We start from the raw sequence: 13,984 nt of genomic DNA on the forward strand, positions 1-13,984 counted from the left end.
ACCATGAACAAACCAGAATCAACAGATAAAACCAAGGCCGGCCTGGCTGCACTCACCTTGGGTGCGATTGGCGTGGTGTACGGCGACATCGGCACCAGCCCCCTCTACACAGTCAAAGAAGTATTTGGTGAAAACAGCGGGGTACCCCTGAATCCCGAGAACCTGACGGGTGCTATTTCCGTGATTTTCTGGGCATTGATGTTGGTGGTCACCTTGAAGTATGTGATCCTGATTTTGAAGGCCGACAACAATGGCGAGGGTGGTGGCCTGGCGCTGACCGCATTGGCCTCGGAAGCGGTTCGAAAAAACCCGAAACTGAAAACTGTGTTGCTGTTGATTGGTGTGTTTGGTGCCACTTTGTTTTACGGTGACAGTGTCATTACCCCTGCCATTTCAGTGTTGGGTGCCATGGAAGGGCTTACGTTGATCACACCCACCTTAACGCCCTACATTATTCCGCTCAGTGTGTTGATCCTGATTGGCCTTTTTGCTGTGCAGCGTTACGGAACCTCCGTGGTGGGGCGCTTCTTCGGACCGATTATTGTGCTGTGGTTTGCCACTTTGGGCGCAGTAGGTGTGGTCAATATTGCGAGTGCACCTGAAATTCTGCATGCCCTGAATCCTGTACACGGCATTCAATTCATTCTGGATCGGGGTTGGGGTTTGTTTGCCGCATTTGGCGCAATTGTGTTGGCTTTGACTGGTGCAGAGGCGCTGTACGCTGACATGGGCCATTTTGGTAAAAAACCGATTCGCCTGGCCTGGACGTTTTTGGTGTTTCCTTGTTTGGCCTTGAATTATTTGGGGCAGGGCGCGTTGCTGATTGCCGACCCGGGCGCCATTGAAAATCCGTTCTACCGTTCTTTCCCCGATGCCTGGGTAATCCCCGTGCTTTGCCTGGCCACCATGGCCGCCATTATTGCATCACAGGCTGTTATCTCAGGTGCTTATTCCATGAGCAAGCAAGCCATTCAACTGGGCTTTTTGCCGCGCATGAAAATTCAATACACATCGGCGAAAGAGTCAGGCCAAATTTACATGCCTGCTGTGAACTGGCTGTTGTTGGCAGGTGTGTTATTGGCGGTGTTGATGTTCAAAACTTCGTCTAACCTGGCGGGTGCGTATGGCATTGCAGTCACCTTGACCATGTTGATCACCACCACGCTGACCTATTTTGTGATTCGCCACAGCTGGGGTTTGCCAGCCTGGTTGTCAGTGGGAGCAACCATTTTCTTTGTTTTGATCGACATACTGCTGGTGGTCAGCTGCGCTTTCAAGTTATTCGATGGTGGCTGGTTCCCCATTGTGTTGGGCTTGGCTTTGTTTGTGGTGATGTCTACCTGGTGGCGAGGCCGTAAATTGCTGATGAAAAGTATTCAGAAAGACGGCATTGATTTGGACGATTTTTTGCCCACGCTAAATGTGGATCAAATTAACCGCGCTTACCGCACTGCGGTATACCCGGTGGCTGACCCTGACAAAGTACCCATGGCTCTTCTTCACAACTTGAAACACAACCAGGTGCTGCATGCATCGAACGTGATATTGACGGTGGTGTTTGAAAGTGTGCCCTGGGTTGGCAATTTGAACCGGGTTGAAGTGAAATCGCTAAGCCGTGGTTTCTGGCAAGTGACTGTGCGCTATGGCTTCATGAATACGCCCGATATTCCCAAGGCGCTTGAGTTGACTGATGAAGTGGGCCTCAAAATTTCGTTGTTTGAAACCACTTACTTTCTAAGCCGCGAGACTGTTGTCCCCACGCGAGGTTCGGGCATGGCCAAGTGGCGCGAGCAATTGTTTGCAACAATGAGCCGCAATGCGGGTGGCGTGGTGGATTTCTTCAGGTTGCCTTCAAACGCGGTGGTAGAGCTAGGGACAAGGGTTCAAATTTGATGCAACGGTGCTGCTGCTCCCAATCGACAGTTTTTCAGAAATGTCGATTGGGTCAGTGGGCAACTATGTCTATGCAGCTGGCATTGCGCGCGCGATAGGTGGGTTCACTCGCACCGTAAATGGCATGGTGATCTCATACACTACACCACCTTGGCCAAATGAAACTGTTTCGCCGTTTCGAAGCGCGCGTTGATTGGACACATAAAGCCGGCGTCCATCTGGTGAGAACGCCGGGCCTGTTACCTCGGTTCCACCTGCATCCCCTGGCAAGCGAAGCAGTGGAATGGTGCTGCGGTCAGGCAGAAGTACCATGGCGCGCATGTCGCCTCCGTCCTCCACCACAATCATTTCGCCGTCGAGTGTCATCGACAGATTATCTACACCCATCATCTTGGGTTCAGCCGGGTCTGCGGGCGAGCCGATTGGTCCGTCAGTGGGATCGTAAATGCTTTCAATGGTGCCGTTGGCCACGTCGATGGCCCACACATTGCTATCCACTTTGGTTGAGAAGTATATAAATCCATTGACGAACCACACACCTTCATTGCCTGCGAAAATTGTGGATTCCGGCAGGTAAACATCTGCCTGCGGTCGTCCGTCGTCAATCGCATCCAGCCAAACAATCGGTGTCGGTCCTTGGCGTGCGGCGTCGATGCCTGCAGGCACAGACAGTACCTGTAGTTTGCCGCGTGTCAGGTCAGGGCGGCCGTTGCTGGGCCATTCGTTTTCAGTGTAAACATTTCGATAAAAGCGGTCCTCGCCAGTGATGTCTTCGGTGTGATAAATCGCTCGGCGCTCTACATCAAAAGCCACTTGCTCATGCGCTTTGCGGCCGAATCTGTCCAGGCGGATGGGTTCACCGCCGTCACGAAGTGGGCTGCATTCGAACATATAGCCATCGAGAATTTCCTCACCATTAATCCAGGTACCCCAGGGGGTAGCAGCGCCAGAGCAGTTGGTGGAGGTGTTGCGTTGCACTGGGTAGGCGTCCATTAAATTGCCACTTTGATCAAACCGCAGTGCACTGGCACCCCCGGCAAACGGCAGCAGCAAAGGTATGCCGCCTGGCAGCAATGTATTCACCAAACCGCTTATGGCGTTGGTGATCGGGCTGAGTGCCATCAGCGAATCGCGGCTGGCCAGTCGGCGAATTGCCGATAGCTCTGCAGGTATTTGACCAAATGCTGTTGTGGCGTCTCGGGCTTCGGAATTTGATACATAAATCCAGCCACCATCTTCAGTTGCAAACACGGCACCACCATCGGGGTCTGAATGCCAACGGAAATCGGGCTGGGAGGGTAAAGGGGGCTCGTTAAAAACGGCAACCACCCGAGATGTGAAACCAGCGGGTAATTGAATGCCGTTGGCATCGGGTGGCAGCAGGGGGCCCATGGATGCAAACGGGCTAGTTCGGGGGGCACCCGATCCACTCGGAGCTACGCCTGAGGAGCTCGTACCTGAAGATCCTCCGCCGCAAGCTGTTAGCCATTGTGCGGCAGAAATACTGCCTGCTGTCAGCAGCATGTTTCTAAGAAACACCCGCCGCGATAAGCCCTGCCGCTCGATTGCCCTGAGTTCATTGTGAATACCAGCCATTACCAACTCCGTTTACTTCTGATGCTACAAGTTAGTAATACTCGCTCGAGCAGTGAAAGGATTCAGTGGGCACACCCTAAGTAACAAGTCATGAACCTGTCACAATGGGGTCTGTGGGGTGGATGCTTTATAATTGAGAGCACACATACTGAATATCTACTCAAGCAGCTCACCAACTGAAAGCCGCAGGCTATGTTTCAAAACTCGAATACAACGGTGGCCATAGTGGGTGGCGGCCCTGCAGGCCTGATGGCCGCAGAAGTGCTTAGCAATGCGGGCGTGCAAGTGGATGTGTTTGATGCAATGCCATCGTTTGGCCGCAAGTTTTTGCTTGCCGGTATTGGTGGTTTGAACATTACCCACAGCGAAGACTATGCAAAGTTTTGCACCCGCTATGCGGACAGGCTTCCCCATTTACAAACCACACTTGATTTACTGCCGCCCGAGCGATTGTGCGAATGGGTGCATGAACTGGGCATTGAAACATTTGTGGGTACTTCTGGCAGGGTGTTTCCTAAAGAAATGAAAGCAGCGCCTTTGTTGCGTGCCTGGCTGCACCGCTTGAGAGGCAAGGGCGTGCGCATGCATGTTCGCCACAGGTGGCAAGGCTGGAATGAGAAGGGGCAATTGCAGTTTTCAACACCAAATGGTTTTGTTGAACATTTACCCAGGGCCACAGTGCTTGCCTTGGGTGGAGCCAGTTGGCCCAAGTTGGGTTCTGATGGGGCCTGGGTGCCTTGGCTGCGCAATTCAGGGGTTGAAGTTGCTGAGCTTGAAAGTGCAAATTGCGGCTTTGAGGTGAGCTGGAGTGATTACCTGCGCGAAAAATTTGCAGGCGCACCGTTGAAGTCGGTCGCATTGAAATTTACCAGCCTGCAGGGCCAGGTAATTGAGCGACAGGGTGAAATGGTGATTGGTCAGCATGGTGTAGAAGGCAGCCTTGTTTACACCTTCAGTCGGGAAATTCGCCAACGCTTGAATGCGCAGGGCGATGCAACTTTTGCGCTCGATTTATTGCCTGGGCGCAGCCTTGACCGTGTTCGAGCAGAATTGGCGGGGTGGGCACGCAGCAGTCAGTCAATGTCCAGCTATTTCAAAAATAAACTGGGTATTGCCGGTGTGAAGTTGGCTTTGCTGCATGAAGTACTTGGCAAAGACGAGTTCAAGAATTTGGAAAAACTGGTTTCAACCATCAAGGCACTGCCGATCACCGTTCACGCAGTGCGGCCAATTGATGAAGCCATTAGCACGGCAGGCGGTGTGCGCTTCGAAAGCATGAACAACAATTACATGCTGACCAACAAGCCCGGTACTTTTGTCGCAGGTGAAATGCTGGACTGGGAGGCACCCACAGGTGGTTATTTGCTCACCGCCTGTTTTGCAACAGGAATGGCTGCCGGGCAAGGCGTGTTGCGCTGGTTGAATGAATCAACTACGGATTGATGAAAGTTATCATGTTCTGCCAGCTGAGGCTTTCGGCTTTCTCGTATTTCAGCCCAAGGTCTTCCGCTTCTTTTTGAACCTGCGCCACGCTCATGGTGTGCAATGGTTTGATAGGCACATCCGGGTCAAAGGCGCGGTATTCCACAAACACGATTTTTCCGCCTTTTTTAACAGCTTTCATCAGTGATTGAAGCGTTTCACGTGGGTACTCAAGCTCGTGATACACATCCACCATAATCGCCACATCCAGAATTCGGTCGGGCAGGTTCAGGTTTTTCTCGCTGGACTGCCGAATTTGCATTCGGCCTTTGGGCAAACCCTCTGCCTTCTTTTGCAGCATTTTGATCATTTGCGGTTGAATATCCACAACCCACGCTACACCGTTGGGGCCAATTTTCTCAGCCATCATTTGCGCAATGTGCCCGGTACCAGCGCCAATGTCGCCCACCACCATGCCGGGTTTTAAATTCAATTTTTGGATCAGTAAATCAGTGCGCTCTTCTTGAAGGCGCTGCGGCCGCTCAAGCCAAGGCGCGCCTTGCCAACCCATCACCTTCGAAATTTGGCGTTCGCAATAGGATTTGCCGATGCCATCGGGGTGGGGATTGGGTATGGTGGCGTAGGCGCAGGTAGCCCAGCTTGACGGGCCAAGCAGCAAGCCTGTGAGGAGAATAAATACCCGGAGACTGGAGTTGGTGTGTTTCATTCCCAAATTGCAACATGATTTTCCGTTCTTGAAAAGAGTTCGTCGTGTCGGTGCCATATAACGGCCAGACTTGGGCAATAATCGAAAGGTCTATTACTGCTACAGCAAAGCGCGCCATGATTGTTCGACCCCGCCCCCGTGCGTATCAACTTCTATTCATTCTTCGTGGCTCCGTGGTTCGTCACATTGCCTGGAAAGTGGTGGCCATTGCATTGTTGTCATGCCTTGTGGTGTGGTGGTCCCATGGAGAACCCATAGAGTTTTTGAACGCTGGCCTGGGTACCTTTTCCATTTTGGGTTTGGCTTTATCCGTGTTTTTAGGTTTCAGAAACAATGCCTGCTACGATCGTTGGTGGGAGGCACGCAAGCATTGGGGCGATTTGATCGTGCATTCCCGAAATTTGGCCCGGGAGCTTGCAGCACTGTTTCCAAATGTGGCCCAGCGCGAAGTTTTGGTCAGTTTGTTGATTGGATTTTCCCATGCTTTGGCCGCCCGTCTTCGTGATCAAGATGAAGCACAGGCGGCTTCGAAATGGCTGAATGAATCTGACAAAACGTCGATCCAGATGTCCCGCAATGTGCCCAATGGAGTTCTGCAGTTATTTGATGCACGCTTGGCGGGCTTGTACCGTCAAGGTTTGATTTCTGACATCGTGTATCAAATACTGAGCCAGAAGGTGAGTGCGCTGGCCGCTGTGCAGGGGGCGTGCGAACGCATAAAAACTACGCCAACACCCTTTGCATATTCCCTGTTGTTAAGGCGTACCGCATGGTTGTTCTGTTTGCTGCTTCCTTTTTCACTGGCACCCAGCCTAAATTTTTTGACCCCCTTGATTGTGGCCACCATTGCATACACCTTTTTTGGTCTTGATTACCTGGGCGATGAATTGGAGGAACCGTTTGGACTGCTCGACAACGACTTGCCTTTGAATGCACTGGTTCGTGTCATTGAAGTGGACTTGCTGGAAAGCCTGAACAAAAAGGATTTGCCTCCCAATTTAACTCCGGTGAATTATCTGCTGCAGTAACTGTGTGGATCGCTTGGCAGGTCTATGATTAAAACGAAAAGCAATTTGGAGACAACAAACAATGAACAACTTCAACGGCAAAACCGCCGTGATCACCGGGGCGGCCAGCGGTATTGGTTTTGCATTGGCCAAACACGCCGCTGCACAAGGCATGAGCCTGGTGTTGGCCGATATCGATGAGGCTGCACTTCAAGCCGCAGCAGAACAACTGAGTCTTCCCGCTGATCGTGTACTGGCTTTGCGTACCGATGTGCGTCATGCGGCAGAAATCAAGGCATTGGCTGATGCGGCTTATGGCAAATTCAACCGGGTTCATTTGTTGTTCAACAATGCAGGTGTTGCTTTGGCTCGCACCACGTGGGAACACACCGTGGCCGATTGGGAATGGATTTTGCAGGTGAATTTGTGGAGTGTTGTTCACGGTATTTCGGAGTTCCTGCCCCGTATGCAGCTCAAGGTAGCCCGGCGCACATTGTGAATACGGCATCGGTTGCGGGCCTTGTGTCCAACCCGGGCATGGCGGCCTACAACGTCAGCAAGCATGGCGTGGTCACATTGAGCGAAACCTTGAGTCTTGAGCTGCAAATGACCCAATCGCCCATCGGCGTTTCTTTGTTGTGCCCGGCTTGGGTGCCCACTGGTATTGGAAATTCTGAACGCAACCGGCCCAGTGATGTGGCACAAACCAAGCCGATTGAAGGTTTGACGGCGCAGTTGAACAAACGCATTGGCAAAGCCATTGCTAGCGGGCAATTGACTGCCGATGACATGGCAGTAGAAACGTTCAATGCGATTTCTGAAAAGCGCTTCTATGTGATTCCGCACAGCTACATGTTCCCGGTGATTGAAACCCGGATGAAAGAAATTCTGAATCAGCAAAACCCGACGCTGCCCAAATAAAAAAGTAAAGAGGAGACAAAACAATGAAAGCATTGATGTGCAACAGCCTGGGTTTGCCCAACACCTTGGTGTTCCAGGAAACAGCCGACCCGCAGCCGGGGCCTGGCCAAGTGGTGGTGGACATGAAAGCAGCCGGTGTCAATTTTCCGGATGCGCTGATTATTCAGGGCAAGTACCAGTTCAAACCTGCGTTGCCGTTTGCGCCAGGCGCTGAATTGGCAGGTGTGGTGGCTGCGCTCGGTGAGGGCGTAAAGAATGTGAAAGTGGGTGATCGCGTGATAGCCATGTGTACTCATGGTGCCTTCGCCGAGAAGGTGCTGGTGCAGGCCAAGCAGATCATTCCCATGCCGCCCGCAATCAGTTTCGAAACGGCTGCATCCTTCACTCTGGCCTATGGTACTTCCTACCATGCACTGAAGGGCCGCGCCCAATTGAAAGAGGGCGAAACCCTGTTGGTGTTGGGTGCTGCGGGTGGTGTAGGCCTGGCGGCGATTCAAATTGCCAAAGCCTTGGGTGCCAAAGTGATTGCTGCGGTATCCAGTGCTGAAAAACTGGCCATTTGCAAAGAAAACGGTGCAGATGATTTAATCAATTACAGCACTGAGGATTTGCGCGAACGTGTGAAAGAACTCACTGCCGGGAAAGGCCCAAATGTAATTTTTGATCCTGTGGGTGGCAAGTTTGCCGAGCCTGCATTTCGAAGCATCGGCTGGAATGGACGCTACCTGGTGATTGGTTTTGCAGACGGTGAAATTCCAAGCATTCCACTGAATTTGCCTTTGCTGAAAGGGGCGTCAATTGTGGGTGTGTTTTGGGGCGAGTTTGTGAATCGGCAGTTGTTTGATTTTATTAAAGACCTTGGCGAGATGTTTGCCCTGATTGAACAAGGCAAACTGAAACCGCTGGTGTCCAAAGTGTATTCACTTGAACAGGGCGCTCTGGCCCTGCAAGATTTACTGGATCGGAAAGTGGTGGGCAAAGTTGTAATTACGATTTAAGCAAACCCTGGGCGGCCAAAGTATCGTCAATCAACTCCAGCCGCAGTAGAGGGTTGTCCAATGCCAGCAATTGCAGCTTGGTGGGTTTGTCCAAGGGCAACAGTTCGCACCAGCGATTGGCCACCCAGCCGCAGTCCATCAGCTTGTATGGTTTGCGAAATGGTAACTGTTCCTCAGCAATTTCATTTTCATCGATCGAGTTGATCAACCGTGCCAGGGCATTTGCACTGCCTTGGAGGTAGTCTGGGATTTCCACGACTGGGTCGGAGGGCAGCGTTTGAATCTCACCCATCCACAAACCGTTTTTCTCTTGCGAGGCGTTGAGCAACTTGAAGCGCTGGCTGCCCACTGTTGAAATTTCTATCAGCGTGGGAGTCACAAACTCGTGTTTTTCAATGTTGACCAGTGTGCCAATCTTGGCCAGTTGAATTTTCTCGTCGGGGCGGCGCACCTCATTGCCGTCCAGCAGGCTGACCACACCAAATGGTGTGTTGTCGCGCAGGCATTTTTTCATCAAGTCGAGATAACGAACCTCGAAAATTTGAAGATTTAAAACACCTTGTGGGAACAACACCGTGGTGAGCGGAAACAGTGGCATGGCCGCTTGTGACATGATCAAATTCCTTGGCTGATACTTCTACAACAAACCAAGCATATCAACCCATGGCTTGTATTGCCATCTCGGCACTCAATGCAAGCAAAGTAATTCCCATCAGCAGGCGCTGTGCCAAGAGCCACGCGGGTTTTCGGGCCAGGAAATTGGCCATGCTGCCCGAGAATATCGCCATGCATGCATTGACGCCTGCAAACATCGCGGTGAGTAAACCACCGTAAAACAGCGATTGTTGCAAAACCTCGCCTTGTTTTTCGTCGATGAACTGAGGCAGTAAGGTCAGGAAAATCAGCGCCAGTTTGGGGTTAAGCAGGCTGGTTGTGGCCCCCATGGCAAACAATTTACCAGCATGTTCGCGCGGTAACTGTTCACGAATTTCAAGCGGGGAGCGCCCCCCGGGGCGAATCGCATTCCAGCCCAGCCAAGCCATGTACACCGCACCACAAGCACTCAGAATCCGGGCGGCGTGTTGTTGTGTTTGAAAAAATGCGGTGATTCCGAATGCTGCACCAAACATGTAAAACAGATAACCCACCACAACGCCGCCCAGAGAAGTCAGCCCGGCGCGTCGCCCTTGCGTAATAGAGCGCGAGATCACATAGATCATGTTGGGGCCTGGCGTAATGGACAGCAAACCGCCCACCACCAGAAAGGCATACAGCGAACTCAAGTCTTGCACTTCAAATAGTCCTATTTGGATAACTGGCGAGGTGGATTATTCAATGCTGGATAAATTTCGTAAAACGAATTAAATTGAACTAATTAATCAGAAAAACTGATGAAATGAAAAAACTGGATTTGGATGTATTGAGCATGCTGGTGGCGGTGGCGGATTCAGGCAGCTTTGCTGCGGGCGCAGCATTGGTGCATCGTTCGCCGTCGGCGGTCAGCATGCAAATCAAGGGGCTTGAAGGCCTGCTGGGCAAGGCCTTGTTTTTGCGGGATACACGCAATCTGGAGTTGACCGCGGAGGGCCACACCTTGCTCGGCTATGCCCGACAAATGCTCGCCTTGCGCGATGAAGCCTTTGCAGAATTAACCCGGCCAGCTGTGACTGGGCGTGTCAGTATCGGTGTACCTGATGATTATGCGTCGTCTTTGCTCCCCCCTGTGCTGCGCAAGTTTTCTGCCACCTATCCCCGTGTGGAAATACAAGTGGTTGGGCGACCCAGTCCGCACATTGCAAAAATGGTCAAAGACAATGAAGTGGATCTGGCTGTAATTACACGCACCAGGGGTTGCCCCGGTGTTTTGTTGCGCATGGAGCCCCTGGTGTGGGCAGGGTCCACAAGCAACAGAAACATATGGAAAGAACGTCCCTTGCCGATTGCGGTGTTTGGTGAAGGCAGCACTGCGCGTGCCCATGCGCTTAAAGCATTGCAGCAAGCAAAAATTCCTTATCGCATGTCGTATGAAAGCCCGGCAGTACAAGGCTTGGTCAGCATGGTGGATGCGGGCCTAGCAATCGCACCGCTGGCGCAGTGTGGCATGCCAGCCCACTTGGTTCGATTGGGTGCACTCGAGGGTTTGCCACCTTTGCAGCCTGTGGAGGTGGTGTTGTCACGGAGCCTGAAATCAAAACGCCCGCCTTGTGACTATTTTGCAGAATTGCTGGTTCAAGAGCTCAGCAACTGAGTGGGCAAATCAGAACTTGCGTGCATTATTCAGGTGTTGCAACTTAAACTAAACCTACTCTAACTACACGGAACCTTGCTCATGAAAATTCACCACATGAATTGCGGCACCATGTGCCCGATTTGCAAACGTTTGATCAATGGCAGTGGTGGTTTTTTTGAAAGGGCGAATATGGTGTGCCATTGTTTGCTGGTGGAGAGTGAGCAGGGGCTGATTTTGGTGGACACGGGCGTAGGCACAGGTGATGTGCTGGAGCCCAACCGACGCTTGGGTGCTGGCTTTGTAGCCATGTTGGCGCCGCAACTGAAAATGGAAGAAACGGCAATCGAACAGGTGAAGGGTTTGGGGTTCAATGCCAGCGATGTCAAACACATTGTGCCCACGCATCTCGACCTGGACCATGCCGGTGGTTTAAGCGATTTTCCAGAGGCCAAAGTACATGTGTTTGAGCCCGAGCATCGCCATGCGATCAAGCCGAGCCTTCGTGATTCCCTGCGTTTCAGAAAAGCGCAGTTCGAGCATGGGCCCAAGTGGGTTATTCATTCAAAGCCTGCGGAAACCTGGTTTGGCTTTCAAGCCATTCGCCCCATCGCCGGGATAGAGCTGTTGATGGTGCCCTTGATTGGCCACACGCGCGGCCATGTTGGCGTGGCGGTCAAGAACGGCAACAAGTGGCTTTTACATTGTGGCGATGCTTACTTTCACCGAAGTGAGGTGGCCTTGAAGCACGAAGACCCCATGCCCGCAGGCGTCGCATTCTTTGAAAAACTGGTGCAAACGTTACCGGCAGAGCGGGTGGCCACACAGGCACGTTTGCGTGAGCTGGTCAAAAGCAGTGGCGATGAAGTTGAGCTGTTTTGCGCGCATGACCCCGTGGAGTATGCGCGCTACAGTTGAACGGGATTAACTTTTTGCTTTTCGTGCTGCAGCCAATTGCGCTTGCAGCGCATCGATGCGCTGGTGGTTGTCCTCGGAACCAATGTAACTTCTGAACAACCATTCCTGCGTGCGCATGGACATGTCCAAATCCTGGTTCAACACCACATTGGACAGTCGTTTCGTTTCAGCCAGACAGGCGCGGTCGTATTGCGCCATTTCACGCGCAATTTGCGCAACGGAGCTAAGCAATTCGCCTTCTGGAAACACCTTGCTGACATAGCCCATGCGCTCGGCTTCTGCCGCATCGTAAATACGACCTGTTAGCGCCACTTCCTTGGCACGTCCCATGCCAATGATGCGCCACAGCGGATCCATGATGGGGGTCAGTGACAGCACAATTTCGCGTTGTCCAAACTTGGCACGAGTTGAGGCATAGCGGATGTCGCACATCATGGTCAAATCAAAGCCGCCAGCAATTGCTGCACCACCCACGGCGCATATTACGGGCTGCTCACAAAACAGGATGGCGCGGTAGGCGCGGTGAAACAAAGCGGTGTAAGCCTCGTTGCTAACCTTCTCCAGCTTGCGAATTTCATTCAAATCAAAGCCTGCTGAAAAGTAGCGCTCACCCCCGGTGAACACAATCACATTCACATCCTGGCGCATACCCAGCGCATTGAACATGTGGGTCACTTCCTCCAGTACATCGGGGGCCAGTGCATTGCCTTTGTCTGGGCGGTTGATGGTGACTGTGGCCACGCGTTCGGCCACATCCAGCGTCAAATATTCAAAATTCATTTGTTTTGTTCCGGTTATTTTTATTTCCAGGCGCCATTCGTCACTTTAACCACATAGAAGCCTTGGTAGCCGTCGGTGTACCAGATTTCCTTGCGTTCCGGCACGAATGCCGGACTGGACATGGCCCAGTTGCTGGCTGGTGCGGGCAACGTTAGCACACGCGGTTTCACTGGCGCATTGAAGTAAGCCACTTCGACAGGGTTGGCAGGGTCTCGAATGTCGAAAATCCGCAAGCCTGACAAAATCATGCTGCATGCCACGATGGTGGGGTTCACGCGCGTAGGCATGTTGCAGTAGTGCCCAGCGTACCCGCCTGTGGGGTTCTGTGCGCCGGGGTCACTGGCAATTTCTTCGCGATTGGCGATGTTGTGCACATCGAGTCGCAAGTTCGAAATCACCTTGGGTTTTGATTCATCTGAAATGTCAATAATTCGCGCAGCACCTACATTGGGACCGTTTGCACCCACAGGCAAGGGTCCGTTGTTGCCACCGGAATACTCATCCACCTCCATCACATATTGCTTGCCGTTTCGAGTAAACGGGATGGCGTTTTGTGGAATGGTTACAGTGTCCCAAGTCAGTCGTGAAACTTCACGCACCTGCGGATTGGGCTTGCGGGCCTGAATTTCCGAAATATCCAGAATCAGCATGCCGGCCGGGTCGCCGATGCTGGCGACATAAGCGCGGTTGCCGTCAGGGCTGATCGACAATCCATGTGATGAATATTGCCCGGCCCACAATGGGCGCGGCAGGCTGGGATTGGAAATGTCGAGCGCCACCAGTGTGGAGGTGGAGGGTGAACCCGAGAAGAATGTTTTTCCATCGGGTGAAATACCGCTTTCATGGCCAAACAAACCCAAAGGCGTGGACGATTTCAACACGGGGTTGCGACAGTCTTCTGACACATCGTAAATATCCACAATGCCTGGGCCAAATGCGGGGTTACCCAACACGGCTGCCAACACACCACCTTCCTGGCTGACCACCAGCGATTCATGCGGCGACAGCATGGCAGGCGTAACAAGGCGGGCAGTACGCACAGGCCTGGTGGGGTCGCTCATGTCGAACACATTCACGCCCAGTTCCATGTCTAGAATATTGGTGGGGAACAGCAAGGTGCTGTCGGCAAATGCACAGTCGCGGCCTGCTTTGTCACGGTAGCGTTCCACCTTGAAGCCGCCCACAGTACCTATCACTCGTTCGGGCGCGAAAGAGCCTACCATTTGTGTGTTGCACGAAAAACCGGCAGCAGCCAGACCGGCATCGTGATCAGCTTGTGAAACGCGACCCTGCATGCCTGTTTCAGGCTTTGCGCCCGGACCACATTGACCTTGCGGGGTGGCAGTTACATTCAAACCATCTACCACTTGGTTTGGGTTTGTTCGCCCGCCGCTTGTTGAACTGCTGCTGTCTGAACCACCCAGACAACCTGCTACCAGTGTAGGTAACAACAAGGCAGCCAGTACCACTTGTGTCGGTTTTTTCAACATGATGG

Annotated in this window: 14 protein-coding genes; 8 read left to right on the forward strand and 6 right to left on the reverse strand. The window is 52.5% G+C overall.

All coding sequences use genetic code 11. The features are described from left to right. Positions 1–3: 3 nt before the first annotated feature. Complete coding sequence (locus BSZ31_RS11645; protein ID WP_105028892.1) at positions 4–1,893, forward strand: potassium transporter Kup; 1,890 nt, start codon at positions 4–6, stop codon at positions 1,891–1,893. A 69-nt stretch (positions 1,894–1,962) separates the two neighbouring features. Here the strand turns inward: BSZ31_RS11645 and BSZ31_RS11650 are convergent, their stop codons facing one another. Beyond that, positions 1,963–3,489 (reverse strand): alkaline phosphatase PhoX, encoded by a 1,527-nt coding sequence (locus BSZ31_RS11650; protein WP_146106676.1) that lies wholly within the window; start codon positions 3,487–3,489, stop codon positions 1,963–1,965. Positions 3,490–3,681: 192 nt separating this feature from the next. On the opposite strand from BSZ31_RS11650, the gene BSZ31_RS11655 reads away from it, so the two are divergent. Next, positions 3,682–4,932 (forward strand): TIGR03862 family flavoprotein, encoded by a 1,251-nt coding sequence (locus BSZ31_RS11655; protein ID WP_105028894.1) that lies wholly within the window; start codon positions 3,682–3,684, stop codon positions 4,930–4,932. Here the strand turns inward: BSZ31_RS11655 and BSZ31_RS11660 are convergent. Further along, a complete protein-coding gene (locus BSZ31_RS11660) occupies positions 4,922–5,638 on the reverse strand; it encodes a class I SAM-dependent methyltransferase (protein ID WP_240605700.1) in 717 nt (238 codons plus the stop codon). The genes BSZ31_RS11655 and BSZ31_RS11660 overlap by 11 nt on opposite strands. Positions 5,639–5,754: 116 nt before the next feature. Between BSZ31_RS11660 and BSZ31_RS11665 the strand changes: the two genes are divergently transcribed. From BSZ31_RS11665 to BSZ31_RS11675, 4 genes are all read left to right on the forward strand, one after another. Next, positions 5,755–6,666 (forward strand): bestrophin family protein, encoded by a 912-nt coding sequence (locus tag BSZ31_RS11665; protein ID WP_105028895.1) that lies wholly within the window; start codon positions 5,755–5,757, stop codon positions 6,664–6,666. A 61-nt stretch (positions 6,667–6,727) separates the two neighbouring features. Next, entirely contained in the window at positions 6,728–7,144 is a 417-nt protein-coding gene (locus BSZ31_RS17605) for an SDR family NAD(P)-dependent oxidoreductase (RefSeq protein WP_255411429.1), read from the forward strand. After that, the gene (locus BSZ31_RS17610; RefSeq protein WP_255411430.1) at positions 7,141–7,566 is read left to right on the forward strand and encodes an SDR family NAD(P)-dependent oxidoreductase; all 426 of its coding nucleotides are present in this window, start codon (positions 7,141–7,143) and stop codon (positions 7,564–7,566) included. The genes BSZ31_RS17605 and BSZ31_RS17610 overlap by 4 nt, the downstream gene beginning before the upstream one ends. A gap of 23 nt (positions 7,567–7,589) precedes the next feature. Next, positions 7,590–8,564, forward strand: a complete 975-nt coding sequence (locus tag BSZ31_RS11675) for an NADPH:quinone oxidoreductase family protein (RefSeq protein WP_105028896.1) — start codon at positions 7,590–7,592, stop codon at positions 8,562–8,564. On the opposite strand, the gene BSZ31_RS11680 is transcribed toward BSZ31_RS11675, so the two are convergent. Both BSZ31_RS11680 and BSZ31_RS11685 read right to left on the reverse strand, forming a co-directional pair. Next, on the reverse strand, positions 8,554–9,177 hold the full coding sequence (locus BSZ31_RS11680; RefSeq protein ID WP_105028897.1) for an LON peptidase substrate-binding domain-containing protein: 624 nt from the start codon (positions 9,175–9,177) through the stop codon (positions 8,554–8,556). The genes BSZ31_RS11675 and BSZ31_RS11680 overlap by 11 nt on opposite strands. Positions 9,178–9,220: 43 nt before the next feature. After that, a complete protein-coding gene (locus tag BSZ31_RS11685) occupies positions 9,221–9,856 on the reverse strand; it encodes a LysE family translocator (RefSeq protein WP_105028898.1) in 636 nt (211 codons plus the stop codon). 104 nt (positions 9,857–9,960) lie between these two features. On the opposite strand from BSZ31_RS11685, the gene BSZ31_RS11690 reads away from it, so the two are divergent. Together BSZ31_RS11690 and BSZ31_RS11695 are read left to right on the forward strand one after the other, a co-directional pair. Continuing rightward, positions 9,961–10,812: a LysR substrate-binding domain-containing protein gene (locus BSZ31_RS11690; protein ID WP_105028899.1), complete on the forward strand. Its 852-nt coding sequence runs from the start codon at positions 9,961–9,963 to the stop codon at positions 10,810–10,812. 81 nt (positions 10,813–10,893) lie between these two features. Then, a complete protein-coding gene (locus BSZ31_RS11695) occupies positions 10,894–11,709 on the forward strand; it encodes an MBL fold metallo-hydrolase (protein ID WP_105028900.1) in 816 nt (271 codons plus the stop codon). A 6-nt stretch (positions 11,710–11,715) separates the two neighbouring features. On the opposite strand, the gene BSZ31_RS11700 is transcribed toward BSZ31_RS11695, so the two are convergent. Beyond that, complete coding sequence (locus BSZ31_RS11700) at positions 11,716–12,489, reverse strand: enoyl-CoA hydratase/isomerase family protein (RefSeq protein WP_105028901.1); 774 nt, start codon at positions 12,487–12,489, stop codon at positions 11,716–11,718. A 20-nt stretch (positions 12,490–12,509) separates the two neighbouring features. Further along, on the reverse strand, positions 12,510–13,979 hold the full coding sequence (locus BSZ31_RS11705) for an LVIVD repeat-containing protein (protein ID WP_105028902.1): 1,470 nt from the start codon (positions 13,977–13,979) through the stop codon (positions 12,510–12,512). Positions 13,980–13,984 lie beyond the last annotated feature (5 nt).

This window comes from Limnobacter sp. SAORIC-690 (assembly GCF_002954425.1).
Taxonomy (GTDB): Bacteria; Pseudomonadota; Gammaproteobacteria; order Burkholderiales; family Burkholderiaceae_B; genus Limnobacter; species Limnobacter profundi.

Bases quoted from the DNA above. Each gene is read 5' to 3' on its own strand.
- BSZ31_RS11645 (WP_105028892.1), top strand. From the start codon at position 4: ATGAACAAACCAGAATCAACAGATAAAACCAAGGCCGGCCTGGCTGCA.
- BSZ31_RS11650 (WP_146106676.1), bottom strand. From the start codon at position 3,489: ATGGCTGGTATTCACAATGAACTCAGGGCAATCGAGCGGCAGGGCTTA.
- BSZ31_RS11655 (WP_105028894.1), top strand. From the start codon at position 3,682: ATGTTTCAAAACTCGAATACAACGGTGGCCATAGTGGGTGGCGGCCCT.
- BSZ31_RS11660 (WP_240605700.1), bottom strand. From the start codon at position 5,638: ATGAAACACACCAACTCCAGTCTCCGGGTATTTATTCTCCTCACAGGC.
- BSZ31_RS11665 (WP_105028895.1), top strand. From the start codon at position 5,755: ATGATTGTTCGACCCCGCCCCCGTGCGTATCAACTTCTATTCATTCTT.
- BSZ31_RS17605 (WP_255411429.1), top strand. From the start codon at position 6,728: ATGAACAACTTCAACGGCAAAACCGCCGTGATCACCGGGGCGGCCAGC.
- BSZ31_RS11675 (WP_105028896.1), top strand. From the start codon at position 7,590: ATGAAAGCATTGATGTGCAACAGCCTGGGTTTGCCCAACACCTTGGTG.
- BSZ31_RS11680 (WP_105028897.1), bottom strand. From the start codon at position 9,177: ATGTCACAAGCGGCCATGCCACTGTTTCCGCTCACCACGGTGTTGTTC.
- BSZ31_RS11690 (WP_105028899.1), top strand. From the start codon at position 9,961: ATGAAAAAACTGGATTTGGATGTATTGAGCATGCTGGTGGCGGTGGCG.
- BSZ31_RS11695 (WP_105028900.1), top strand. From the start codon at position 10,894: ATGAAAATTCACCACATGAATTGCGGCACCATGTGCCCGATTTGCAAA.
- BSZ31_RS11700 (WP_105028901.1), bottom strand. From the start codon at position 12,489: ATGAATTTTGAATATTTGACGCTGGATGTGGCCGAACGCGTGGCCACA.
- BSZ31_RS11705 (WP_105028902.1), bottom strand. From the start codon at position 13,979: ATGTTGAAAAAACCGACACAAGTGGTACTGGCTGCCTTGTTGTTACCT.